We start from the raw sequence: 24613 nt of genomic DNA, 5'->3' as shown, positions 1-24613 counted from the left end.
GGCAAGCTGGGAAGCGGAAGGCACATGCGGCTTTCGTCATCGCATCGCGAACAGCTCCTGATGAAACCGCAGTTCGACAGGAAAGCCGTGCGCACGGAAGTCCCGCCTGAGCGCCTCTCCGAAAGCCGCCGGACCGCAAAACCAGATGCTCGCCTCGCGCCATTGCGGTACGGCTTCGCGAATGCGGTCGCCGGTCAAGCGGCCATCACGGGCGTCGATGAGAACGTGGAGACGAACATCTGCCGAGCGTGCATCTGCCGCAAGCTTGCCGAGGGCTTCTTCATCCACATCAGCGGTGGTGTGGAAGAGATCCACCGCCTGCGCGACAGAGCAGCCGGCAACGTTCTTCATGGCCGCCTGTTTCATGCGGGCAACGAAGGGCGTGATGCCGATACCGCCGCCGATCCAGATCTGATGCGAGCAATCGTCGTCGAAGGTGAAGCAGCCATAGGGCCCTTCCACCTTCACCTCCTGCCCGACACGGAGCTTGTCCCGCAGCCGGCTGGTGTGGTCGCCAAGTTCCTTGGTGATGAATATGATTCTGGGGTCTGCAGCGTTCCACCCGGAGGCGATCGTGTAGGGATGCGCGCCCTCGGAGAGGTCGGACGTGGCGAATGCGAACTGGCCCGGCCTATGCCCCGGCCAGCCATGGGGCACCTGGATCTCGGTCTCGATTGCTCTGACGCCGGGATAATATTTGAGCGAGGTGATCCTGCCCTGGACCTGGCGTTGGGCGCCAATGCGTCGCAACAGCGTCACGGCCGCCGCCCACGTTCCGACGGCAAGCAGCGCCGCGACGATCCAGCCGAGCGGCGACATCCAGTAGCTGAACTTGATCAGCGTCACCGCATGAAAGACCAGGATCAGATATGCGACGGCGAGGAACCGGTGCGTCTTGTAGAACAGCCGATAGGGAAACATCTGGATGAGCGCCAAAGCGATCAGCACCACGGTGCCGTAGAAGGCCCATTCGCCCAGCCCCTCCGCCGCTCCATGCAGGCCGTTGAAGAAAGCCTCGATGGGATTGTCGATGGCGGGCCTTGGTCCACGCTGCGGTCGGGTCAGCACCCCCCAACCGACCGCCCATTTCGGACCATTGGCCCAGAGCCAATGGGCAACTGCCGTTACGAGGGCCGCGATCCCGAACCATTTGTGCAAGCGGTACATCTTGTCGAGACCGCCCAGCCACGGCTCAGGCCAACGCGGTCGTAGCGCGAGGATCATCGCCATGCTCATGCAACCGATGGCAAGGACGCCGCTCAACTGGACCATCCTCTCGCGAAGCGGGAAGAAGGGGCCCGGGCCAAATGGCTGCGGCTCCGCAATCAGCCACAGCAGGACGAGAACCACCAGACTGCCCCAAAATGCGCGCTTGAGCTTCTGCATGTCGCCCTTCCCTCACGAGTTGCCCAGCTTGAGCCAATCGCGCTGCGTTGCATTGAGCTGACTCAAAGCTCGTTCATGATGGGCTGCATTGGCCGACGACGATCTGGCGCCTGGCTCCCCGCGCATCCTGCGTCGTGGGGCCGCAGCTCGTTCAGCTCGCGACTTTGCTCCAGCACAAACTCCCGTTCGTCGTGAATCCCCATCTGGATGCAGAAGCTCTCCGGAGGAAATCCATGATGATCCCGACCAAATCGTTCGCGCTGACCGCCCTCGCGCTCTGTCTTGCCCTTGGACAGCCGGCCCTCGCCGCCGGGCCACACGCGCACGAAGGACCAACCGCGACCGCCCGGCCGCAGCTCGACCACGGCAAGAAGTGGCCGACCGACGATGTCCTGCGGCGCGGCATGAACGACATCGCTCTCGCGATGAGGCAATCGCTGGCGCCCATTCACGGCAATGTGTTTACGCCTGCGCAATATGAGGCTCTGGCCGCGCGAATCCAGGCGCAGGTCGATGACGTCGTGGCAAAGTGCAAGCTGCCCGAGCAGGCCGATCAGCAGCTCCATCTCGTTCTCGAGCAGATCATCGACGGTGCGGCCAAGATGAAGAGCGGCACAGGCCGCGATCAGGGAGCCGTGAAGATCGTGCGGGCGCTCGCTCAATACGGCCGGTATTTCGACCACGCCGGCTGGCGACCGCTGGAACACTGAGATCGATTGACGGTTATGCGGCGACGGCCTCGTAGATATCCTCCTCCTGGGCCGTGTGCATGCGCACCAGCGTTTCGATCGCCTCGATCACGCGCTGGGCGTCGCGAATGAGGTAGCGGTCGATTTTCTCCGACGGCAGATCCTCCGCGATCCGGGCGAGCAGCCGCGCGAGATGCAATATCTCGCGATGCGCACGGCTCATGGCAGCGAGCCCGTGGCGGTCGCGCAGCACCTCCGTGAGCTTCGGATAGACGCTGTCCTCGTCCTCACGCTCGTGCAGCACGACGCTGCCCTGCACCAGCCGGTGGGCTTCATCAATCAAGGCAGCGGCGGATTCGGGCGCCGCATCGTCCAGCGCATCGACGATGTGGCGCAAGCGGTCGAGATCCCTCAGCAGGGCCTGATGATCGTGATGCAACGTCAGCCCCTGCTCCGCCGTGAGACGCGGTCCACCGCTGACCAGGGGTGGATTGAGCGCTCGCAGCGCGTTCAAAATGACGGCGACATCGATCACCTCCTGAACGATCGCGGCGGGCACGGGAGCTAACCAGCCGAGGCTGGCGGCGGCCATTGCCACCAACGACAATCCCATCCCGACGAAGATGCTTTGCAGGGCAATGCGCCGCGCACGCTGCGCGATGATGATCGCTTCGCCGACCCGATCGAGCCGATCCGTCAGAATCACCACATCCGCCGCCTCCGAGGAGGCACTGGCCCCGCGCGCGCCGAGCGCCACCCCGGTGTCGGCCACGGCCAGCGCGGGGGCGTCATTGATGCCGTCGCCGACCATGATGGTCGGATGCAGCCGCTGCTCGCTCCGCACCGCTTCGACCTTGTCCGAGGGAACGCGATCGGCCAGCACGGCATCGAGGTCGAGCGCGGCTCCGATGGCCTGCGCCGCGGCGGCGCGATCACCGGTCACCATCACCATGCGTGCGATGCCGGCATCGCGCAGCAGCCTGATCGCCCGCGGTGTATCGGCACGCAGTTCGTCGGCAAGCAGCAACGCGCCGACGAGGCGGCCGTCCACCGCGACAAAGACGATCAGCGCCGAGCGCCACGAGGCACGTCGGATCGCCCGCAACTCCCATGGCGAGAGCTCGGCACGCGAGAGAAGCATCTCTCGCGAGCCCGCCGCCACATGCCGTCCATCGATCTGGCCGCTGAGGCCGGACCCCATGGTCTCCTTGACGTGCTGCGGCGGCTTCAGCTGGAGCCCTTGCGCGAGGGCCGCAGCGACAACCGCCTTCGCAAGCACGTGATGCGACGCCTGCTCGAGCGAGGCCCCGAGCGCGAGCACCTCAGCCGGATCCTCGCCCGGCGCCACTTCCACGGACAATAACCGCGCCCCGCCTACAGTCAGGGTCCCGGTCTTGTCGAATAGCACCGTGTGCGCACGGGCGAGCGCCTCCAGCGCCCTTCCGCCCTTGACCAGGATGCCGCGGCGGGCCGCTCGCGCCACCCCGGCGATGAAGGCGACGGGCGCGGCCAGGATCAGGGGGCAAGGCGTCGCCGCCACCAGCACGGCAAGGCTGCGGGTCACGTCACCGGAGATGTGCCAGGCCACGAAGGCGACGACGAGCGTTACCGGCAGAAAGATCAGCGCATATTGATCGGCCAACCGCACAAAGGGCGCTCTAGCCGTTTGCGCCGCAGTCACCATGCGCACGATGCCCGCGTAGGTACTCTCGCTGGCCGGCGCGGTCACGGTCAGCTGGAAGGTCTCACCCGCATTCAGAGAACCGGAAAGAACGGCGCTTCCGCGCGTCTTCTCCACCGGGATCGGCTCGCCCGTCACCGCGGACTCGTCGATCGTGGCAAAAGCCGACGCAACGACCCCGTCGACCGGCACGATCTCGCCGGCCTTGACCAGAAGCTCTTCGCCGACCGCGACAGCCTCGACCGGAACATCCTCGATCCGCTCGCCGGACTTGCGATGGACCTGCCGTGGCGCCCGATCGACCAGGGACCTAAGATCATGCTCGGCCCGTGCGATCGCGATCTCCTCCAGCACGTTGCCGCCGGAATACATCAGCGCGACCACGGCGCCTGCGAGCGGCTGTCCGAGCGCCAGCGCCGCACTCATGGACAGCAGCGCGATCGCGTCCACGCCGAGGCGGCCTCGCAGCAGATCCTGGACGATCGAGACCGCCAACCCCACGATCACGGGCGCCGTGCCGAGCGCCCAGGCGACATCGGCGAGATCGGGCCGGCCCGCGGCTCGCGTGACAATACCGGCAGTCAGCCCCGCGATTGCGATCGCAACCAGAGCCCATCGCAGCACCCGATCAAACGACATGGCTTGGCGCGCCGCCCTTCGGTTCGGCTCAATGCTGTGGCGCGACGGCGCTCTTGTTCCTGTGCATGAACGTCATCATCTCCTCAAGCGTGAGCTTGCCGTCCTTGTCGCGATCCATGGCCTTGAAAAGGCGTTCGTGAGCGGCCTGAAATTCGGGCAACGCCACGGTCCCGTCGCCATCCGCATCCATCAGCGCGAAGATGATACGGAAGGCAACCGGCGGCTCCATGGCGTCACCGCCCATCGCGCCATGCCCCTTCATTCGTTGTCCCATCATGCCGCGCCCCATCATTCCCATCATGTCTCCACCGCGCGGCGGGCTCTGCCGCTCGGCGGATGGGCTCGCAGGAGAGCTCGACTGCGACGACGCCGCCTGCCCTTCTGCGGGATGATGGTCTTGATGGTCCGCTGGCGATTGAGCCAAACCCGGCTGGGCCAAGGTCACAAACAGTAACGCTGCAGCAATGGTTCGACCTAGCATAGCGCGTCCTCCGACTTTGACGTGGGCCTCCGAAGGTGTCGCACTTCACCGAATTTATCTTGAGCCAAGTCAAGAAAGCGCATTTTGCCCAATGGCTTTTCGGCGCGGATAAGGCGCCGAATTCAGCCGAGGCAGAGTTTTTTGCGACCTAGCCGCCGTCCCTGCGGGCGCAGCCGATCGCCTCGGTCAGCACCTTGCGGTCGCCGATGTGATTGGCGAGCAGCAGGATCAGCCGGGCGTTCATGCGCAGCGCCTGCTCCTCGTCGAGGTCGCGCTGGCTGTTGATCAGCTCGGCATAGAAATCGTCGGGGTCAGCGATGTTCGGCGACAAACTGAGCATCATGCCGCAAGCTCCGTCCGGTCGGCGGTGTCGTGGCCGGCGGCGCGCAGCACCGCCTGTGTGATCCTGGCCTCGTCGAAACCGCTCCAGCGCGCGGCGACATATTGATCGGGGCGGAACAGATAGGTGGTTCCGGGCGCAGCGCCGTAACGCTCCGCAAGAAGACCGGTGGGATCCTCGATGTCGCGGCCCACGAGAATGAGCTTCGCCGTGAACGGCCCGACCGCGATCTCGGTCTTGTCGCTCACCTTGCCGAAGGCCACGACCGTGAAGCCGTCGCCGAGACAATGCAGGAACCAGGCTGGCTTGCCGTCCACCGCGATTGGCGCATCCGCCGCATTCGTGCCGGGCCGCATGCCTCCCGGCACCGCGTCCTGGTCCGGCGTGTTGAGCGCCGACGTCAAATAGGGGGTCGGGGTCGACAGCCGTCCGCTGTTGACCAGCGGCCGGGCGAAGCCGTGATGGCGGGCGAGCTCCAGCACCGCGTCGCGGAAATAGCGGCTCGGTTTGGTCTTCGGGGTGATGAAGTCGGTGGCCCGCGTCGAGTTCAGGATGTTGTCGTCCGCGGCATAGGCACGCTCCTCGTGATAGCTGTCGAGCAGGGCTTCCGAGGCTTCGCCGCGCAGCACCATCGCGAGCTTCCAGGCGAGATTGTCGATGTCCTGCACGCCGGTGTTGGCGCCGCGTGCGCCGAACGGCGAGACCTGATGCGCGGCATCGCCGGCGAACAGCACCCTGCCTTGCCGGAAATTATCGATGCGCCGGCAGGCGAACTGATAGATCGAGACCCATTCGAGCGTGAACTCGGTGTCCTCGCCGAGCATGGCGCGAATGCGCGGGATCACCCGCTCGGGCCGCTTTTCCTCATCGGGATTGGCCTCCCAGCCAAGCTGGAAGTCGATGCGCCAGATGTTGTCGGCCTGCCGGTGCAGCAGCACGGACTGGCCGGGGTGGAACGGCGGGTCGAACCAGAACCAGCGCTCGGTCGGGAAATCCGCCTTCATGGCGACGTCGGCGATCAGGAAGCGATCCTGGAAGAACTGCCCGGTGAACTCGGCGCCCACCATCTTGCGCACGTCGGAATTGGCGCCATCGCAGGCGATCACCCATTGCGCCTCCATGGTGAAGATGCCGTCGGGCGTTTCCACCGCCAAGGTCGCGTGGTCGGCGGCCTGCTTGAGGCTGATGAGGCGGTGCTTCCAGCGCAGCTCGATCAGCGGATTGGCCCCGCATTGAGCGACCAGCATCTCCTCCAGATGATATTGCTGCAGGTTGATCATGGCCGGCCATTGATGGTCGGCCTCGGGCAGCAGATTGAACTGGTAGGACAGCTCGTCCCGGAAGAACACCTTCCCGACATTCCAGCTGACGCCGCGCTCGACCATCGGCGCCGCGCAACCGAGGCGGTCCCATATCTCGAGCGGACGCTTGGCGTAGCAGACTGCGCGCGAGCCGATCGAGACGGTGTCGTTGTCGTCGAGCACCACGACGGGCTGGCCGCGTGCCGCGCAGTCGAGCGCCGCGGTCAGGCCGATGGGGCCTGCGCCGATCACCACGACCGGATGCCGCTTCACGATTCCCTCGACCTGCTCCTGGGACCGGCGATAGCCGAACTTCGGATAGATGTAGCTCATGTTCGCTTCCTGATGCACGGGTCCGGGATCAATGCGCGTCCGCGAATTCCTTCTCGTGCATCCAGGCGGTGTGGCGCGGCGGACGCTTGGTGCGCGACCATTCCTCGACCATCTCGTGGGCGACCGACTTCATGCGCTCGATCTGCTCGGGGGTCGCGGTCCAGGCCGCGATCTCCAGGCGATGGCCGCTGGGATCGCGGAAATAGATCGACTTGAAGATAGTGTGGTCGGTGACGCCGACGACGTCGAGCCCGGCGGCCTCCGCGCGCGCCTTGGCCTCGTCGAGCTCGGCGAGATCCTTGACCTGGAAGGCGATGTGCTGGGTCCAGTCCGGCGTGTTGGGATCGCGGCCCATCGGCGGCGAGTTCGGCAGCTCGAAGAAGGCGAGGATGTTGCCGTTCCCGGCATCGAGGAAGATGTGCATGTAGGGATCCGGCGCCTTCGTCGACGGCACCCGGTCCTCGGCAATGGCGCCGAGCAGATCCATGTTCATGACCTTCTTGTAGAACTCGACGGTGGCCTTGGCGTCGACACAGCGATAGGCGACGTGATGGATCTTCTCGATTTTCATGATGTCTCGCTCCCTGGACTTGCCGTTGCGAAATTGGTATCAGATGTTACTATTTCTTGGATTTGATCTGGATCAACCGGCTCGGAAGAATCCGCCGGGTGGAGCTGCGGCGCGGAAATGGTGTGATGGGACGTTCGGAGACGGCGCGTGGCCGGGAGGCGACCGAGCGCATGACGGCGCAGGAAGGTAGCCAGCTCGACCTGCAGCAGTATTTTCCGTACCGGCTGGCGCGCCTCGCCGAACAGGTGTCGCTGGCCGTTGCCGAAGTCTATTCCGAACGCTTTGCACTGACGCGGCAGGAATGGCGGGTGCTTGCGATCCTCGGCCTACGGACGGAAATCGCGACCAAGGAGATCGGTCCGCTGACGACGCTCGACAAGATGCAAGTCAGCCGCGCCGTCCAGGGCCTTCAGTCGCGCGGCATCGCGAGCCGCAAGCATCATCCGGACGATCGGCGCGAGCTGATCGTCGCGCTGACCCCGGCCGGCCGCGCGCTCTATCGCAAGATCGTGCCTTTCGCACTGGCGCGGGAGACGGAGCTGCTCGGCGTGCTGACCGCCGAGGAGGTGGAGGTGCTCGACCGGGCGATGCACAAGCTATCGGCAGCGTTGAGCTAGCCGGTCCTTTGGCCGACGTCATGATCAGCGCCCGGCCGCAATCCGGCGCGGAGAAGCGCGATGGACATGATGCCTTGCGCACTGCGACCAAACGTCAAAGGCACGCAGCTCCAGACTTGAAGTCGTCGCCGCCCATCCTAATTCAGACGCTGCCGGGCCGCGTGTTCGGCGAAACGAAACTCATACAGAGGATGGAAGAGCCCGCGCTCGCGGGCGCGTATTCGAGGGAAGTCACATGAGAAAGCTTGCTCTTGCAATCGCCGCGGCAGCAACGCTCCTCATCGGAACGATTGCGCCGGCTTCGGCCCACTGGCGGGGCCATCATCATTGGGGCGGCCCGGGCATAGGTCCAGCCGTCGCGCTCGGCCTGTTCACGGGAGCATTGGCCGCCGCGACCGCCCCGCCGGTGTACTACGCGCCGGTCTACGGGCCGCCGGGGTATCATTATGGACCCCGGTACTATCGGACTGTGCGCTATTATCCACCCGCCTACCCCTATTGGTACGCCTGGTGACGGGACAAGGCCCGGCTCCGGCCGGGCCCTGTCGGCGCGTGTCCCTACGTGCGGAGACACCGGGAACGGAAGGCAGGAGGAAAAGTTCTGTCGATACGACGCAGGTCCGGACGCGTCCCGGGCCCTGATCGCGCGCGCAACATGCGCCTCGACGCGACCCGCCGGCGCAAACAGCATCGGATCTGCTCTCGCATGAACAAGAATGTCCGCTTCAATCTCGGATATGCCGTTGCCGCAATCTTCGCGGTGTTCTTGATCCAGCATCTCATCTCCACGGCCAGCCAGATCGCCGTGATTCCCTACAGCGAATATCAGCAATTGCTGCGCCAGGGGAAGGTCGACACTGTCGGCATTTCCGACCGGACCCTGCAAGGCACGCTGAAGGAGCCGCTCGCCGGCGGACAGAAGCAATTCGTCACCACGCGGGTCGACCAGGATGTCGCGCAGGAGCTGGAGAAACACAATGTCCGCTTCACCGGACAGATTGAAAGCACGTTCCTGCGTGACCTCCTGTCGTGGGTTATGCCCGTGCTGCTGTTCTTCGGCCTGTGGTGGTACATCGGCCGCCGCATGGCGGAGGGCGGCGGCATCGGCGGTGGGCTGATGGCGATCGGCAAGAGCAAGGCCAAGGTCTATGTCGAGTCCAACACCGGCGTCACCTTTGCCGACGTCGCAGGGGTCGACGAAGCCAAGGACGAGCTTCGCGAGGTGGTCGATTTCCTGAAGAACCCCACCGATTATGGCCGACTTGGCGGCCGCATGCCGAAAGGCGTGCTGCTGGTCGGCCCGCCGGGCACAGGCAAGACCCTGCTGGCCAAGGCTGTCGCGGGCGAAGCCAGAGTGCCGTTCTTCTCGATCTCCGGTTCGGAGTTCGTCGAGATGTTCGTCGGCGTCGGCGCGGCGCGGGTGCGGGACCTGTTCAAGCAGGCGCACGAAAAGGCGCCGGCGATCATCTTCATCGACGAGCTCGACGCGCTTGGCCGCGCCCGCGGCATCGGCCCCTTCGCCGGCGGCCACGACGAGAAGGAGCAGACGCTCAACCAGCTGCTGGTCGAGCTCGACGGCTTCGATTCCCGCTCCGGACTCGTCATCCTCGCCGCCACCAACAGGCCGGAAATCCTCGACCCCGCCCTGCTCCGCGCCGGCCGCTTCGACCGGCAGGTGCTGGTCGACCGCCCCGACAAGAAGGGCCGCATCGAGATCCTCAAGGTCCACATGAAGAAGGTGCGCCTCGCCGAGCATGTCGAGGCGGAGACGGTCGCAGCCCTGACCCCCGGCTTTACCGGCGCGGACCTCGCCAATCTCGTCAACGAAGCCGCGCTTCTGGCGACCCGCCGCGGGGCCGACGCGGTGAGCATGAGCGACTTCAACAATGCGGTCGAGCGCATGGTCGCAGGCCTCGAGAAGCGCAACCGCCTGCTCAATGCCAAAGAGCGCGAGATCGTGGCCTATCACGAGATGGGACACGCTTTGGTCGCGCTTTCGCTGCCCGGGACCGACCCCGTGCACAAGGTGTCGATCATTCCGCGCGGCGTGGGGGCGCTCGGATACACCATCCAGAGACCGATCGAGGACCGCTTCCTGATGACGAAGGAGGAACTGGAGAACAAGATGGCGGTGCTGCTCGGCGGGCGCGCGGCCGAGCTGATCGTGTTCGGGCATTTGTCGACTGGTGCGGCCGACGACCTGCGCCGGGTGACCGACATCGCGCGCAGCATGGTGACGCGTTACGGCATGTCCGAGAAGCTCGGCAGTGTCGCCTATGAGCGTGATCCCGGCAATTTCCTCGCCGGCGCGGACCGCCCCTACCCGGGCCGCGAGCGCGACTATGCGGAAGAGACCGCGGCTGCGGTCGACCAGGAGGTGAAGGCCATCGTCGACCAAGTCTTCCAGCGCACCCAGGGCATCCTGAAGACGCGGCGGCCGATCCTGGACCGTGCCGCAAAGAAGCTCCTGGAGAAGGAAACCCTGGAGCAGAGCGATATCGATGCGCTGATCCAGGAAATGCCGAAGGACGGATTGCGGGCGATCTGAGCGTCGCGACGGGCGCGGGCATTCGACGCCTCATGCGCGAGACCGGCCTCTACACGGCCCGCTTCCGCCTGAGTTCCGCCGGAAGTTCGATCATCTTCCGGCTTGACGGCGAACCGTTCGAGATCATCGGCAAAGGCAAGTCTTCGCTGCTGGGCGCCTCCATTCCCATGCCGGAATCTCCATTCCTGGCGCGCCATTCGATGAAGAGGTGACCGGCGACCAACATCACGCCGGCGCACAACAGCGCGAGAGCCGCGCTGACGAGATCACGATAATTGTCCATCCCTCAAACCAACCATAGGTGCCGTCGGGCGCCCCCGGCTGCTCGCTGAGCACACGCAAACCGCCGGCTGCATGGACGAAGGTAGAATGAAGACGCCGCGGTTCAAGGGACGGTCTGAGCGCGCACCTCAGTGAAAATCGCCGCGGCATGCGATTGCCCTGCCGGCTCGGCGGTCGTTCACACCGGAACATTCCGCTCATTGTCAAATTCTTAATGGCACCACTGGCCTGAGAGCGTCTGGGTGCCTGGCTGGGCTCAGCGGATCAGGCGATCGGTGGTTCTGACCAACTTGCTCTCTGGAGGATTTGGACATGAGAAGGACCTGTACCCAAACAGTGCGGCCTGCAGACGCGACGCGCTCGTTGCTTCAGGCAGCAGGCGCAGCGGCTCTGCGCAAGAATGGTGTCGAGGAGCAATGAGCGATGCTAGCGCTCTCGTCGCTTCCTGCGATCCATTCCGAACGCGGGCTGTCCCGCTATCTGAACGAGATCCATCGATTTCCGTTGCTCGAGGCTCCGGAGGAAATTGAATATGCTCGCCGCCTGCGTGATTGCGGCGACCCCGAGGCGGCCTACCGCCTGGTGACCAGCCACCTGCGGCTGGCGGCGAAAATAGCGCTTCAACATCGGCGCTATGGCCTCGCCATCGCCGACCTCATCTCCGAAGCCAATGTCGGGCTGATGTTGGCTGTCAAGCGGTTCGATCCGGAGAAAGGCTTTCGGCTCGCAACTTATGCGAATTGGTGGATCAAGGCGGCCGTGCAGGAGTACATCCTCAGATCTTGGTCGCTCGTCAAGCTCGGCACCACCGCGGCGCAGAAGAAGCTGTTCTTCAACCTGCGCAAGCTGAAGAGCAGGCTCGGCGTCCCGGAGGATGGCGATCTGCGCACCGATCAGCTCAAGCAAATCGCGGGCTGCCTCAACGTGAGAGAAGGCGACGTGATCGAGATGGACGGCCGGCTGCGCGGCGACATCTCCCTGAACGTGCCGCTCAGCGCCGATACCGAGGGGGACGAGTGGCAGGATCGTCTCGTGGATCCCTCCCCCGATCCCGAAAGCCTGCTGCTGGAGGCGAGCGATCGTGAACGAGAGAAGACCGCCCTCGCCGAAGCCCTTGCCGCACTGTCGCCCCGCGAGCACAGCATCATCAGGGCACGATATCTGGACGAGCCGCACAAGACGCTGGAGGACCTTGCCGGTCAGTTCGGCATCTCGCGCGAGCGTATCCGACAGATCGAGCAGCGCGCGCTGCAACGGATCAAGGCGAAGGTCTGCGCCCGCCTCACCGATCCGGGCTCTGCGGCCATCACCGTGGCCCGGTGAGAACCAGAACCGCTGATCGGCCGGAAGGCCGATCAGCACCCGGTGCAGATGTCGGGGACAATGCGCTCGGCCGAAAAGTCGGCGCTCTTGCGCTCGATGCGGCGCGGCTTCTCAGTGTCGGTGCGTGAGGTCGCACCGGAGCTTGTCGCGAGCTGCCGGGCGGGCGCTGCCGAGCTCCGTACCTCTCCGCGCGGAAAGTCCGTCTCCCTGGCCTGGAGTACATTTGCCATTCCCAACAAGGCGACGGCAACAACGATGCCTCTCATCTCTCGTCACCTCCTTTCGCTTGAGCATGCGAACCGCTGCGTAGCCATGCTGCATGAGCATAACGGATGACCGTCGCGTTCGTTCGATGCTCGCGCCTCGGCTAGTCGGTTCAAGGCAACGGACCTCCGCAGACAGCGGAGCGGCGCGCGGCCGCTCCGACGCCTCAGCTCATGGCAGGCTGCGGCCGACCATGCTCGTGCGGGGTAGCGTCGAGACGGATACCCGATGGCCCAAGAACCGGCGACAGCAACGTATCCACCTTCATAGTGGCGTTGGCCCGCTCCCAATTCGACCACGGCATCGTGTCCAGGTATGGGATCGGCGGCAACCTCAACCGTTCGAAAGTGTCTGCTGCATTGGCTCCAGAGTCGGGACTCTCGGCGCCATGGGCCGCAACGGGCACGAGAGAGAGGCTGGCGGCAACGGCCAAGGCCGCGAGGTGCCGCGCCATTTGCGTGTTCTCCGCGCGAGCGGAGAAAGTACGATGCTTGATCATCTCATTCTCCAATCGTTCGAAAACAGATCCAATGATCGTGACAACGCTCAGGGAAAACGAGCCCGGCGGCACCGCCGGGCCCGTTCGTCTCAGAAGTCCATCGCGGGAGCGCTCGCCGGTTCGGCCTTCTTCGGCTTGTCAGCCACCAGCGCTTCGGTCGTGATGAGCAGCGAGGCAACCGAGGCCGCATCCTGCAAGGCGGTACGCACCACCTTGGCAGGATCGATCACACCGGCCTGGACCATGTCCTGGTACTCGCCCGTCGCCGCGTTGAAGCCCCACGTGTAGGTTTCGTTCTCGAGGAGCTTCCCGACGATGACGGAACCGTCCTCGCCCGCATTCTGCACAATCTGCCGGGCCGGCACCTGGATGGCGCGACGCACGATATCGACACCGGCCTTCTGGTCCGCATTGGCGGTCTTGACGACATCCAGCGCCTTGAGGGCACGCAGCAGGGCCACGCCGCCGCCGGGCAGGATGCCTTCCTCGACGGCAGCCCGCGTCGCATGCAGGGCATCGTCCACACGGTCCTTGCGTTCCTTGACCTCGACCTCGGTCGCGCCGCCGACCCGGATCACGGCGACGCCGCCTGCCAGCTTGGCCAGCCGCTCCTGGAGCTTCTCACGGTCGTAATCCGAGGCCGTCTCTTCGATCTGAGCCCTGATCTGCTGGCTACGCGCCTCGATGTCCTTCTTGGCGCCGGCCCCGTCGACGATCGTGGTGTTCTCCTTGTCGATCACGACCTTCTTGGCACGGCCCAGCATTTTCACCGTGACGTTTTCGAGCTTGATGCCGAGGTCTTCGGAGATCACCGTGCCGCCGGTGAGGATCGCAATGTCCTCCAGCATCGCCTTGCGGCGATCGCCAAAGCCGGGCGCCTTGACCGCGGCCACCTTCAGGCCGCCGCGCAGACGGTTGACGACCAGCGTCGCCAGCGCCTCGCCCTCGACCTCCTCGGCGATGATCAGGAGCGGCTTGCCGGATTGCACGACCTGTTCGAGCAGCGGCAGCATCGACTGCAGACCCGACAGCTTCTTCTCGTGGATCAGCACATAGGGATCCTCGAGCTCGGCCCGCATCTTCTCCGCGTTGGTGACGAAATAGGGGGAAACATAGCCACGGTCGAACTGCATGCCCTCGACCACCTCAAGCTCGGTGTGCAGGCTTTTGGCCTCTTCGACCGTGATCACGCCCTCGTTGCCGACCTTCTGCATGGCCTCCGCCAGGAAGCGGCCGATCTCCGTATCGCCGTTGGCGGAGATGGTGCCGACTTGGGCGATCTCGTCGTTGGAGGTGACCTTCTTGGCGTGCGACTTGAGGTCGGTGACGATGGCGTCCACGGCAAGGTCGATGCCGCGCTTGAGATCCATCGGATTCATGCCGGCGGCGACGGCCTTGGCACCTTCCTTGACGATGGCCTGCGCCAGAACGGTTGCCGTGGTGGTGCCGTCTCCGGCGAGATCATTGGTCTTCGAAGCGACCTCGCGCACCATCTGGGCGCCCATATTCTCGAACTTGTCCTCCAGTTCGATCTCCTTGGCGACAGTGACGCCGTCCTTGGTGATGCGCGGTGCGCCGAAGGATTTCTCGATGACGACGTTGCGTCCCTTTGGACCGAGCGTGACCTTCACCGCGTTCGCCAGTGTGTCGACGCCCCGCAGCATGCGCTCGCGGGCCTCGGTCGCAAACTTCACGTCCTTGGCAGCCATGTTGCATACTCCTTTCTGTTCGATGACTGTCAGTTACGCCGCCTTCTTCAGCGCGCCGGCCTGTTCGACCACGCCGAGAAGGTCGCTTTCCTTCATGATCAAGAGCTCCTCGCCCTCGATCTTGACCTCGGTGCCCGACCACTTTCCGAACAGCACCCGGTCGCCGGCCTTGACGTCGAGCGGCACGAGCTGGCCCTGCTCGTTACGCGCGCCCGGCCCCACGGCGATGATCTCGCCCTGCTGCGGCTTCTCCTTGGCGGTGTCGGGAATGATGATGCCGCCGGCGGTCTTCTCCTCGGCATCGATGCGGCGCACGAGCACACGGTCGTGCAACGGGCGGAAATGCATGCACATCCTCCTTGATAGGTTCAGCGATGTCCAAAATCCGGGTCCGGAACCGGCCCCCGGGCGGCAAACGACCTAGGGAGGGATCGATTTCCGTTCAAGAGGGCCCGGCGAAAATTTTTGCCCCCGGCTGACGTGCGCCTGGGCGGGCTGCCAGGACCGCCGGCACGGCACTTCGGCCGCCAGCAGGACGTGGTCGGCACGTCGCAGGTGGATCGCCTGCAAGCTCAACTTTTTCCAGATCGGCGAGGCCGTGACGAACCTTTGCGTCGGGAGGCGGAGCTCTCCGCAGCGCGCGCCTCGGCCGGGATAAGGTGCCCAAGCGGCAATTGCGAGGTTTGCTTCAAGCGATCGAGAACGATGGACGAGCGCACATGCGCGACGCTGTCGTGCGGCAGGAACACCTCGTTGAGAAGCCGCGAGAGTGCCTTCAAGTCGGTGATCGTCACCTTGATGAGGTAATCGGCTTCGCCTGTCAGCGCATAGGCCTCCTGCACTTCCTCAAGGCTCTCGATCAGCTTGAGGAAGCGTCGCGAATTGTCCGGCGAGTGAGTTGCAAGCGTCACCTGCACGAAGACGACGATGCCGAGCCCGAGCACTTCGCGGTCGAGATGAGCGTGGTAGCTCGCAATCGCGCCGGCATCTTCGAGCGCCGCACGACGGCGCGAGCATTGCGATGCCGATAGACCGACGACGTCGGCCAGTTCGAAATTCGACAGACGTCCGTTGGCCTGAAGCGCCTGCAATAATTTGACGTCGAACTGATCCATGCGTGGTCCTTGCGCAAAAGTGCGACCATCCGCATGTTTCACGCATAGTTCGGCTTTGTCGAGCGGATTTTGCGGAGATCGTGCAGGCCGCCGGCAGTATATTTCCATCGGATCAGACAGCTTTCCAGGAGTGCGACATTGGGCCCCTTCCCTCACGATGCCCCGCCCGCCACGATTTCGGCGCTCAATCCGGCCGGCACCGATGGTTTCGAGTTTGTCGAGTTTGCCCATCCGGAGCCGCAGCAGCTCGCCAAGCTCTTCGAGCAGATGGGCTACACGGAGGTCGCGCGGCACAAGACCAAGGACATCTCGCTTTGGCGCCAGGGCAAGATCAATTACGTCCTGAACCGGGAGCCGAACTCCCATGCGGCGCGATTCGTCGGAGAACACGGCCCCTGCGCGCCGGCGATGGCCTGGCGCGTCGTCGATGCCAAGCACGCCCTGAAGCGCGTCCTGGAGCTCGGCGGAACCGAATACACCGGCAGCGACAAGTCGCTCGACGTGCCGGCCGTGGTCGGCATCGGCGGATCCCTGCTGTACCTGGTCGAGACCTATGGCGCGAGGGGCTCGCCCTATGCGGTCGAGTATGACTGGACCGGCGACGTCGATCCGACCCCGAAAGGCGTCGGGTTCTACTATCTCGATCACCTCACGCACAACGTCATGCGCGGCAACATGGACACCTGGTACAAGTTCTACAGCCAGACGTTCAATTTCCGCGAGATCCGCTACTTCGACATTGCGGGCAAGCTGACCGGCCTGACCTCGCGCGCCCTGACGTCCCCCTGCGGCAAGATTCGAATCCCGATCAACGAGAGCGCCGACGACAAGAGCCAGATCGAAGAATATCTGCGCCAATACAAGGGCGAAGGCATCCAGCATATCGCCGTCGGCACCGACGACATCTATTCGGCGACCGACGCCATCGCGGCGCGCGGGCTCGAGTTCATGCCGGGCCCGCCCTCGATCTACTACGACAAATCATTCGACCGCGTGAAGGGTCACACCGAACCGCTCGATCGCATGCGCAAGCACGGAATCCTGATCGACGGCGAGGGTGTCGTCAATGGCGGGCTGACGCGCATCCTGCTTCAGATCTTCTCCAAGACCGTGATCGGTCCGATCTTCTTCGAGTTCATCCAGCGGAAGGGAGACGACGGTTTTGGCGAGGGCAACTTCAAGGCCCTGTTCGAGAGCATCGAGGCCGACCAGATTCAGCGCGGCGTGCTGAAGGCATCCTGAGGGAGGTCGCGATCCAAGACGCGTGGAGGAGCTATCGCGGCGCGCCGGCCGAGGGAACCATCCTGTGCGACGCCAATGACATCGGCGAAGGCAGCTGCAAATCGATCAGGTCCGGCCCGGCTGATTTTCCGATCCTGATCGTCAGGTCGGCGGGCACTCTGGCGGCCTACGTCAATGCATGTCCGCACCAGTATCTGCCGCTGGATCATCGCGGTGACAATTTGCTGAGCGCGGACGGCACGGTTCTCCGGTGCACCAATCACAGCGCCGGATTCCGTGTTCAGGACGGCGTCGGCGTCGAAGGGCTCGGCCTGAATTGCGCCCTCGACGCCATTCCGATCGCTGTGGACGACCAGGGCTGCATTCGCGTGCAGGCCGCATCAAGGGCCTGATCAAGCGCGATTGTCGGCGGGCGTGGCGGCGCCAACAGATCACGTCTCATCTGCGACCGTGTTGCGGAGCACGCCGATGCCTTCCGCTTCGACCTCGACGACGTCGCCGGGCTTCAGCCAGATCGGCGGATCGAAGCGCGCGCCCGCGCCCGTCGGCGTACCCGTCACGATGACATCGCCGGGAACCAGGGTCGTGAACGTCGAGATGTAGTTGATGATCTTGCGGAAGGAGAAGATCATGCGGCTCGTGCGATCCTGCTGGCGGACGTCGCCATTGACCCGCGTTTCGAGCTTGACGTCGGCAAGCTGGCTCTCATCGGTATAGGGGATGAGCCAGGGTCCGATCGAACCGGTCCGATCGAAGTTCTTCCCCTGTGTCACGTTGAACTTGGCGTGCCTTACCCAGTCGCGGATCGTGCCTTCGTTGCACAGCGACAGCGCGGCGATGTGCCCGAGCGCCTCGCCCTGCGCAATCCTGCGCCCGCCCTTGCCGATCACGATGACGATCTCACCCTCGTAGTCGAGCTGCGGGCTCTCCGGGGGACGCAGCAAAGGCTGTTCATGGCCGGTGAACGAGCGCGGAAAGCGGATGAAGAGCGAGGGATTCGAGGGAGCCGCCTGCCCGTCCTTGTATTCCTCGTTGCGGTCGGGAAAGTTGACGCCGACGCAGATGATCTTTTCCGGTGCCGGCACGGGAATCTCATAGCGGATGTCTTCGACCGGAAAATCCGCGGGTCGCGCGGCGCTCTCCTCGGCCAGAGACAGCAGCGCACCGTCCTCGATCACTTCACGCAGGCTGGGCCAGCGCTTGCCGTGACGGCCGGACAGATCGACCACGCCACGATCCACGAGCAGGCCGTAGCCGGGCGCAGCGTTGCGGGTGAAGCTGATGAACCTTGGACGAGACATGCGCGGCCTTCCTTGTTGATTGTGTTCTCCAGCCGATCAGGGCGCGATGATCGGCTGGGCCGCCAGGTCGGCGTCGCGCGGGACAATTCCGGCGAAGAGGCTGCCATGCTCGAACCAGGATTTCGGCGCGGGCGCCCCCCACAGCGTCTGGCGCTGCGGGTCCTTCAGGTCCCATTTGATCGGCTCGAGATCGGGATCGACGGTCTGGTAATCCGAGCAATAGATTTCGATGCGGTGGCCATCCGGATCGAGGATGTAGAGGAAGAAGGCATTCGAGATGCCGTGGCGTCCCGGACCGCGTTCGATGTTGGAGACCCATCCGGTGGTCGCCATGAGGTCGAGAAGATCGATGATGTTGAGCGGGGTCGGCACCCAGAACGCCGTGTGGTGCAGGCGCGGGCCGCGGCCATTGGTGAACGCCAGGTCGTGAACGCCGCCCTTGCGGTGGGTCCAGGCCGCCCATAGCCGTCCGGTCTCCTCGTCCGCCGTGTACTCCGTCACGCGGAAACCGATCTCGTTGTAGAATGCGACGGATTCGTCGACGTTCGGCGAGAAGCAATTGAAGTGATCGATGCGGAGCGGCTTCACGCCCTTGTAGAGAGCGTACTTCTGATGAATCGGCGGCAACCGGTCCATCTTCGAATAGAACTCGAGCGGAATGCCGTGCGGATCGCGGGTGCGGAAGGTGCGCGACTGATAGGGTCGCTCCACCCATTCGACCGGCAGATCCCTGCTCTTGAAGAAGTGGACTGCCTTGTCGAGGTCTTCTTCGCCGAACAGCTTGAAGCCGAGATCGCGGGCCTCGATCTTGTCGGACTTCCTCAGCACGATGCAATGGTGGCCGCGCTCTTCCATCGCCCGAAGATAGATCGCATCGGAGCTTTCGTCCGTCACCTGCAGACCGAGCGTGTCGACATAGAACGCGCGGGACTTGGCAAGGTCGCTCACGCCAAACTCGACATGACTGAGACGTACGATGTTGAATGGCGGATAAAGGTTGGGCGTAGGCAATGCCATGATATCCTCCTCGGGTCTGCTGCGGACCGCTTAACCGCCCAGTTTTTGGATCTTATGCTCGGTGGTGGCGAACGCGACGTTCTTCGTCTCCATATAGAAATCGAACGACCAATCGCCGCCGTCGCGGCCGATGCCGGAGCTCTTCACCCCGCCAAAGGGCGTCGGCAGGTGGCGAACGTTCTCCGAATTGACCCAGATCATTCCGGCTTGCAGCCGGTCGGTGAAGCGGAAGGCCCGCGTGACGTCGGCCGTCCAGAGATAGCCGGTGAGGCCGTACTGGACGTCGTTGGCGAGCGCGAGGGCCTCCGCCTCGTCCTTGAACGGAATCGCCGTCAGCACCGGCCCGAAGATTTCCTCCTGTGCGATGCGCATTCGGTTGTTGGCGCCGGTAAAGAGCGTCGGGGCGACGTAGCAGCCGCCGCCGGGACCATCGACCTTGCGGCCGCCGGTGGCAATCGTGGCGCCCTCCGCCCTGCCGATCTCGACATAGTCGAGGACCTTCTTCTCGTGAACCGGATGGATCAACGGACCGATGACGGTCTCGGGATCGAGCGGATGTCCCACCTTGATCCGGCCGGCCTTCTCCGCGACCATCGCGGTGAATTTGTCATAGATGCTCGCCTCGACGAGAAGACGCGAGGAAGAGGTGCAGCGCTCGCCGTTGAGAGAGTAGATCATGAACACCGCCGCATCCGCGGCGCGATCGAGGTCGGCATCGGCGAACACGATCACCGGGTTCTTGCCGCCGAGTTCGAAATGAACACGCTTCAAGGTATCGGCGCCCTGCTTCATAATCATCGAGCCGGTGCGGCTTTCCCCGACGAATCCAATCGCCTTGACCAGCGGATGCTCGGTCAGCGCCTTGCCGGCGTCCTCGCCGAGGCCGTTGACGAGATTCCAGACGCCCTTGGGCAGACCGGCCTCTTCCGCGATCTCGACCAGCAGGCGCGCGGTCAGCGGCGAGAATTCGGCCGGCTTGTGTACGATGGTGCAGCCGGCCGCGAGCGCCGGCGCGATCTTCCACGTCGACAGCATGAATGGCGTATTCCACGGCGTGATGACGCCCACCGGACCGATCGGCACGCGGGTGGTCATGTTCACCTGGCCGTCGGTCCGAAGCGACTTGCCGTCGCGCGCCTCGGGCGCGCGGTCGGCATAGAAGCGGAAATTCTCGGCGCCCCTCAGCGCCGCCTTGGCCATGAACTTGAGGGATTGCCCGGTATCCATGCATTCGACGAAGGCGATTTCTTCGGCGCGGGCGACGATGGCATCGGCAACCTTGTGCAAGAGCGCTTTCCGCGCCTCCCCGGAGGTTTCGGCCCATTGCGGAAAGGCCGCGTGCGCGGCCTTCGCGGCCCGATCAATGTCCGCGGCCTTGCCGTGCGCCACCTTGGCGAGCGGCTTCAGATCGACGGGAGAGATGGTTTCGAATGTCGCGCCGTCCGCAGCTGGGACGTCCTCGCCGCCGATGCGGTTGAGCACCCCATGCTGCCCGAACCGGGCAAGGTAGCGTTCCGCCCTGGCGATGTTTTCCGCAAGCTTGGACATCACGGGTCCTCCCTCGTTCGAGCCGCTGCGACCGGCAGCTCTTTGTTTGGCGACGGCAGAAAGCCATGCGCGCTTCGACGCACTACGTCGCCTTGCCGGCCATGATATTTAACATGTTAAGTATTTCGGCCGCTGTCAAGGGGTTTGCGGCGGAAAACCTCCGCCTCGAGCTGGCGCCGGGAATCGGGACCGCAAGAACCCATCGAACAAAGGCCAGCCGACGCGGCGAGCCCGACGAGATTGGGAGGCACGGCCATCCTGACGTCGTGACCGCGGCGCTGCAGCTCACATGCAACCGCAGCCGCAGGCTCGATGTCTCCTCGTGTCCCGTGGACTGCGATGGCAAACCCGATGGTCCCGCTCCGGTTTTCGACGGTGCCGCGTGATGGCGTTCGCGTCGGTGCGGATTCCATCCACCATGTTTCAAGCCACGGGAAGATTTGGAGAATACGAAATCATGGATGTCAAGCGCGGCCCTTCATGCTAATTGACACTGGTCAAGCGCATGGCTTACGGCTTTCTACGTACGATATTTTCTTCAAAGTCTGCGCTGTTTTGCTCGGAAATCCATGATCAAGCCATGACGTTGCCCCAAGCCCTCAGCGACGGCGCACCCGACGCCTCCGATCTTTCCGCGCTTGCAATCGATCGCAGCGCCGGCTCGCGCCGCCGCCGACGGCTGCGCCAAATCCTGGGGCGCGTGCTTCTCCTCGTCCTGCTCGTCGGCATCGGGGGCGCGACGTGGCTGTGGCGCAGACATGCGCAGATCGTCGTCGAGACGGCGGTGGTCTACTCCGTCTATCCGTCACAGGCGCTGACGCTGCTGAACGCGACGGGCTACGTCGTTGCGCAGCGCAAGGCGTCCGTCGCCTCGAAGGCAACAGGCCGTCTCGAGTGGCTCGGCGTGCTCGAAGGCAGCAAGGTGCGCGAGGGCGAGGTGATCGCCCGGCTCGAGAGCAGCGACACGGCGGCGGTGCGCGACCAGGCAGCCGCCAACGTGCAGGTTGCGGAAGCCAACCTGGCCCAAGGGCGGGCGGAGCTTACGCAGGCGGAAATCGCCTTCAAGCGCTCCGAGGCCCTCGGCGAGAAGAACATCATCAGCGACTCGACGCGCGAAACCGCCGAGGCACGCCTCGCCAAGGCGCGCGCCGCGTTCAGCGGATACGGCGCCGCCATCGCCGCGGCGCAGGCCAATCTCCGCGCCTCCGAAGTTGCCGTCGGGCAGACCCAGATTCGAGCGCCCTTCGACGGCGTCGTCCTCACGCGCCACGCCAATGTCGGCGACACGATCACACCGTTCTCGCAGGCGGTCGACACCAAGGGCGCGGTGGTCACCATTGCCGACATGGACTCGCTGGAAGTGGAAGCCGACGTGGCGGAGTCGTCGTACCTGAGCATCCACGCGGGGCAACCGGTCGAGATCCAGCTGGACGCGATCCCCGGTGAGCGCTTCGAGGGCGTGGTCAGCCGCATGGTGCCGACCGTGGATCGCGCCAAGGCATCGACCCTCGTGAAGATCCGGTTCGTGCAGCGCGACCCGCGGATGCTTCCGGACATGAGTGCAAAGGCGGCTTTCCTCGAGCGAGAGGTATCGGAGAAAGAGCGCAAGCCCGTGCTTGCCGTGCCGGCGGCCGCCGTCTTCGAGGTCGATGGGCGCCAGCATCTCTATGTCGTCGAGGATGGCAAGGCTCGTCTGCGGAACGTCGATCTCGGTGCGAAGATCGGCGACCAGATCGAAGTCCGCAACCTCAAGGCCGGCACGCGCGTCGTGGTCCGGCCGCTGGAAGATCTCGTCGACGGGCGCGCAGTGAAGCAGGCCACGAAGTGACCGTGCTTCGCATCTCCGACCGGCCGACCGGAGAGGACGTGCTGATCGCGCTGAGCGACGTCAGCAAGAGCTACCGCCGCGGCGCGCAGATCGTCCCAGTGCTCTCCAGACTCACCTTCGACATCCGCCGCAAGGAGTTCCTCGCCCTGATGGGCCCGTCGGGGTCGGGCAAGTCGACGATGCTCAACCTGATCGCCGGCATCGACAGTCCGGACCAGGGCTCGATCAAGGTGGGCGGCGAGGACATCACGCTGCTTCCGGAGGCCGAACTCGCCGACTGGCGCGCGGCGAACGTAGGCTTCATCTTCCAGTTCTACAATTTGATGCCCGTGCTCACGGCGCTCGAGAACGTCGAGCTGCCTCTCACGCTCACCAGCCTGGGGCGGCGCGACCGCCGGGACCGCGCGCAACTCGCGCTCAGCCTGGTCGGCCTCAGCGATCGCGTCAAACATTTGCCCTCGGAACTCTCGGGCGGACAGCAGCAGCGCGTCGCGATCGCGCGGGCGATCGTCACCGATCCGACGGTGCTGGTAGCCGACGAGCCGACGGGCGACCTCGACCGGCAGTCGGCGAAGGAGGTGCTCGAGATCATGCAGCGGCTCAACCGCGACATGGGCAAGACGATCGTGATGGTCACGCATGATCATCGCGCCGCCGCGCATGCGAAACGCATCATGAATCTGGAGAAGGGCGATCTCTCCTATCTCGTGGAGCAGCGCCTTGAGTGAGTGCCGACCATGAGCCAGTGGCTCACGCTCGTGGCGCGCAACGTCTTGCGCCACCGGCTCCGCACCTCCCTGACGCTGGTCGGTCTTATCGTTGCGATCCTCGCCTTTGGCGTGCTCCAGACCGTCGTCAAGACGTGGTATGCGGGCGTGGATGGCGCTGTTCCTTCGCGGCTGCTGACTCGCAATGCCGTCTCCTTTACGCTTCCGCTGCCGAAATCCTATCAGAAGCGCATCAGCGCCGTCGAAGGCGTGCGGCGCGTTACCCACTTGAGCTGGTTCGGCGGCGTCTACAAGGATTCGAAAAACTTCTTTCCCCAGTTTGCGATCGACGCCGCGAGCTATCTCGACATGTTCCCCGAGCTCCTGGTGCCGGACGAGGTGCGGCGCGCCTTCCTGAGCGAGCGCCGCGGCGCGATTGTCGGACGCAAGCTCGCCAAACGCTACGGCTTCAAGCGGGGCGACGTGATCCAGCTGCGCGGAACCATATTCCCCGGCAATTGGGAGTTCGTGATCTGCGGCGTCTTCGACGGCCGGGACCCCAAAACCGACACCTCGCAGCTGTTCTTCCGCTGGGACTACCTGAACGAGACACTGCGTGTGCGCTCCAAGGCACAAGCCGACCAGGTGGGCGTGTTCGCGGTGGACGTCGTTAGCCTGGACAGCGTTGCAGACGTCAGCCAAGCGATCGACGAAGTGTTTCGAAACTCGCTGGCCGAGACGCTCACCGAGACGGAGCGCGCGTTCCAGATCGGCTTCGTGAAGCAGACCGAGGCGATCCTCATTTCCATTCGAGTCGTCTCCTTCGTGGTGATCTTCATCATCCTGGCCGTGATGGCGAACACCATGGCGATGACCGCCCGCGAGCGACTCCGCGAGTACGCCACGCTGAAAGCCATCGGCTTCAGTCCCGGCTACGTGGCGCGATTGATCCTCGGGGAATCCGTCTTGATAGCGTTGATCGGCGGCGCGATCGGCATCGCCCTTACGCCCCCGGTCGCCGCCCGCCTTGCCGAGCTCTCCGCCACGCTGTTCCCGACCCTGTTCGTAAGCGTCAACACCGTCATACTGCAGGCACTTGCAGCGTTGTTGGTCGGGATTCTCGCCGCACTATTGCCGATGCGCAGGGCAGCCCGTGTCCGCATCGTCGACGGCCTTCGGGCGTTGGGCTGAT

At 64.4% G+C, this 24613-nt stretch carries 25 protein-coding genes; 11 read left to right on the top strand and 14 right to left on the bottom strand.

Annotation, left to right across the window (positions count from 1 at the left end):
• Positions 1-36 precede the first annotated feature (36 nt).
• Complete coding sequence (locus DCM79_RS27450) at positions 37-1386, bottom strand: ferric reductase-like transmembrane domain-containing protein (RefSeq protein ID WP_257177212.1); 1350 nt, start codon at positions 1384-1386, stop codon at positions 37-39.
• 134 nt (positions 1387-1520) lie between these two features.
• Between DCM79_RS27450 and DCM79_RS27445 the strand changes: the two genes are divergently transcribed.
• Positions 1521-2096 carry a hypothetical protein gene (locus tag DCM79_RS27445; protein WP_257177211.1) on the top strand — a complete coding sequence of 192 codons (576 nt, stop codon included), beginning with the start codon at positions 1521-1523 and terminating at the stop codon, positions 2094-2096.
• Between the two features lie 13 nt (positions 2097-2109).
• On the opposite strand, the gene DCM79_RS27440 is transcribed toward DCM79_RS27445, so the two are convergent.
• The 5 genes from DCM79_RS27440 to DCM79_RS27420 all read right to left on the bottom strand — a co-directional run bounded on the left by DCM79_RS27440 (position 2110) and on the right by DCM79_RS27420 (position 7421).
• Positions 2110-4395, bottom strand: coding sequence for a heavy metal translocating P-type ATPase (locus DCM79_RS27440; protein WP_257177210.1), 2286 nt, complete (start codon positions 4393-4395; stop codon positions 2110-2112).
• A 28-nt stretch (positions 4396-4423) separates the two neighbouring features.
• Positions 4424-4876 carry an EF-hand domain-containing protein gene (locus tag DCM79_RS27435; RefSeq protein WP_257177209.1) on the bottom strand — a complete coding sequence of 151 codons (453 nt, stop codon included), beginning with the start codon at positions 4874-4876 and terminating at the stop codon, positions 4424-4426.
• Between the two features lie 148 nt (positions 4877-5024).
• Positions 5025-5219 carry a DUF2783 domain-containing protein gene (locus DCM79_RS27430; protein ID WP_257177208.1) on the bottom strand — a complete coding sequence of 65 codons (195 nt, stop codon included), beginning with the start codon at positions 5217-5219 and terminating at the stop codon, positions 5025-5027.
• Positions 5216-6850 (bottom strand): FAD-dependent oxidoreductase, encoded by a 1635-nt coding sequence (locus DCM79_RS27425; RefSeq protein ID WP_257177207.1) that lies wholly within the window; start codon positions 6848-6850, stop codon positions 5216-5218. The genes DCM79_RS27430 and DCM79_RS27425 overlap by 4 nt, the downstream gene beginning before the upstream one ends.
• A 28-nt stretch (positions 6851-6878) precedes the next feature.
• On the bottom strand, positions 6879-7421 hold the full coding sequence (locus tag DCM79_RS27420; RefSeq protein ID WP_028135049.1) for a VOC family protein: 543 nt from the start codon (positions 7419-7421) through the stop codon (positions 6879-6881).
• A gap of 125 nt (positions 7422-7546) precedes the next feature.
• Here DCM79_RS27420 and DCM79_RS27415 point away from each other — a divergent pair, with 125 nt between their 5' ends.
• The 5 genes from DCM79_RS27415 (at position 7547) to rpoH (ending at position 12191) form a co-directional block, all read left to right on the top strand.
• Positions 7547-8038, top strand: a complete 492-nt coding sequence (locus DCM79_RS27415; RefSeq protein WP_373568120.1) for a MarR family winged helix-turn-helix transcriptional regulator — start codon at positions 7547-7549, stop codon at positions 8036-8038.
• A 235-nt stretch (positions 8039-8273) separates the two neighbouring features.
• Positions 8274-8552: a hypothetical protein gene (locus tag DCM79_RS27410; protein WP_257177206.1), complete on the top strand. Its 279-nt coding sequence runs from the start codon at positions 8274-8276 to the stop codon at positions 8550-8552.
• A gap of 192 nt (positions 8553-8744) precedes the next feature.
• Positions 8745-10586, top strand: coding sequence for an ATP-dependent zinc metalloprotease FtsH (gene ftsH, locus DCM79_RS27405; RefSeq protein ID WP_257177205.1), 1842 nt, complete (start codon positions 8745-8747; stop codon positions 10584-10586).
• Positions 10587-10618: 32 nt separating this feature from the next.
• On the top strand, positions 10619-10798 hold the full coding sequence (locus DCM79_RS27400) for a hypothetical protein (protein WP_257177204.1): 180 nt from the start codon (positions 10619-10621) through the stop codon (positions 10796-10798).
• Positions 10799-11291: 493 nt separating this feature from the next.
• A complete protein-coding gene (rpoH, locus tag DCM79_RS27395) occupies positions 11292-12191 on the top strand; it encodes an RNA polymerase sigma factor RpoH (RefSeq protein WP_257177203.1) in 900 nt (299 codons plus the stop codon).
• Positions 12192-12621: 430 nt separating this feature from the next.
• Here the strand turns inward: rpoH and DCM79_RS27390 are convergent, their stop codons facing one another.
• The 4 genes from DCM79_RS27390 to DCM79_RS27375 form a co-directional block, all read right to left on the bottom strand.
• Positions 12622-12954 carry a hypothetical protein gene (locus DCM79_RS27390; RefSeq protein WP_257177202.1) on the bottom strand — a complete coding sequence of 111 codons (333 nt, stop codon included), beginning with the start codon at positions 12952-12954 and terminating at the stop codon, positions 12622-12624.
• Between the two features lie 89 nt (positions 12955-13043).
• Positions 13044-14663: a chaperonin GroEL gene (gene groL, locus DCM79_RS27385; protein ID WP_257177201.1), complete on the bottom strand. Its 1620-nt coding sequence runs from the start codon at positions 14661-14663 to the stop codon at positions 13044-13046.
• A gap of 33 nt (positions 14664-14696) precedes the next feature.
• A complete protein-coding gene (gene groES / locus DCM79_RS27380) occupies positions 14697-15011 on the bottom strand; it encodes a co-chaperone GroES (RefSeq protein ID WP_257177200.1) in 315 nt (104 codons plus the stop codon).
• A gap of 224 nt (positions 15012-15235) precedes the next feature.
• The gene (locus tag DCM79_RS27375) at positions 15236-15778 is read right to left on the bottom strand and encodes an Lrp/AsnC family transcriptional regulator (RefSeq protein ID WP_373568128.1); all 543 of its coding nucleotides are present in this window, start codon (positions 15776-15778) and stop codon (positions 15236-15238) included.
• A gap of 138 nt (positions 15779-15916) precedes the next feature.
• On the opposite strand from DCM79_RS27375, the gene hppD reads away from it, so the two are divergent.
• Both hppD and DCM79_RS31865 read left to right on the top strand, forming a co-directional pair.
• On the top strand, positions 15917-17020 hold the full coding sequence (hppD, locus tag DCM79_RS27370) for a 4-hydroxyphenylpyruvate dioxygenase (protein ID WP_257177199.1): 1104 nt from the start codon (positions 15917-15919) through the stop codon (positions 17018-17020).
• The gene (locus DCM79_RS31865; protein ID WP_373568127.1) at positions 17014-17412 is read left to right on the top strand and encodes a Rieske (2Fe-2S) protein; all 399 of its coding nucleotides are present in this window, start codon (positions 17014-17016) and stop codon (positions 17410-17412) included. Before hppD ends, DCM79_RS31865 begins: the two co-directional genes overlap by 7 nt.
• 39 nt (positions 17413-17451) lie before the next feature.
• Here DCM79_RS31865 and DCM79_RS27365 read toward each other — a convergent pair whose 3' ends face one another.
• The 4 genes from DCM79_RS27365 to DCM79_RS31860 form a co-directional block, all read right to left on the bottom strand.
• On the bottom strand, positions 17452-18321 hold the full coding sequence (locus tag DCM79_RS27365; protein ID WP_257177198.1) for a fumarylacetoacetate hydrolase family protein: 870 nt from the start codon (positions 18319-18321) through the stop codon (positions 17452-17454).
• Between the two features lie 36 nt (positions 18322-18357).
• Positions 18358-19338: a 3,4-dihydroxyphenylacetate 2,3-dioxygenase gene (hpaD, locus tag DCM79_RS27360; RefSeq protein ID WP_257177197.1), complete on the bottom strand. Its 981-nt coding sequence runs from the start codon at positions 19336-19338 to the stop codon at positions 18358-18360.
• Positions 19339-19368: 30 nt separating this feature from the next.
• The gene (hpaE, locus tag DCM79_RS27355) at positions 19369-20886 is read right to left on the bottom strand and encodes a 5-carboxymethyl-2-hydroxymuconate semialdehyde dehydrogenase (RefSeq protein ID WP_257177196.1); all 1518 of its coding nucleotides are present in this window, start codon (positions 20884-20886) and stop codon (positions 19369-19371) included.
• A 116-nt stretch (positions 20887-21002) separates the two neighbouring features.
• A complete protein-coding gene (locus DCM79_RS31860) occupies positions 21003-21299 on the bottom strand; it encodes a glycosyltransferase (protein WP_373568119.1) in 297 nt (98 codons plus the stop codon).
• Between the two features lie 167 nt (positions 21300-21466).
• On the opposite strand from DCM79_RS31860, the gene DCM79_RS27350 reads away from it, so the two are divergent.
• Genes DCM79_RS27350 through DCM79_RS27340 form a run of 3 tightly spaced genes read left to right on the top strand, consistent with a single transcriptional unit; the run spans position 21467 to position 24612 of the window.
• Positions 21467-22714: an efflux RND transporter periplasmic adaptor subunit gene (locus DCM79_RS27350; protein ID WP_257177195.1), complete on the top strand. Its 1248-nt coding sequence runs from the start codon at positions 21467-21469 to the stop codon at positions 22712-22714.
• Positions 22711-23442: an ABC transporter ATP-binding protein gene (locus DCM79_RS27345; protein WP_080672153.1), complete on the top strand. Its 732-nt coding sequence runs from the start codon at positions 22711-22713 to the stop codon at positions 23440-23442. Before DCM79_RS27350 ends, DCM79_RS27345 begins: the two co-directional genes overlap by 4 nt.
• 9 nt (positions 23443-23451) lie before the next feature.
• Complete coding sequence (locus DCM79_RS27340) at positions 23452-24612, top strand: ABC transporter permease (RefSeq protein ID WP_373568182.1); 1161 nt, start codon at positions 23452-23454, stop codon at positions 24610-24612.
• Position 24613 lies beyond the last annotated feature (1 nt).

Origin of the sequence: Bradyrhizobium sp. WBOS07, from assembly GCF_024585165.1 — a bacterium.
GTDB lineage: Bacteria > Pseudomonadota > Alphaproteobacteria > Rhizobiales > Xanthobacteraceae > Bradyrhizobium > Bradyrhizobium japonicum_B.
The sequence above is the reverse complement of the archived record's forward strand: the minus strand, read 5'-3'. Positions and strand labels throughout refer to the sequence as shown.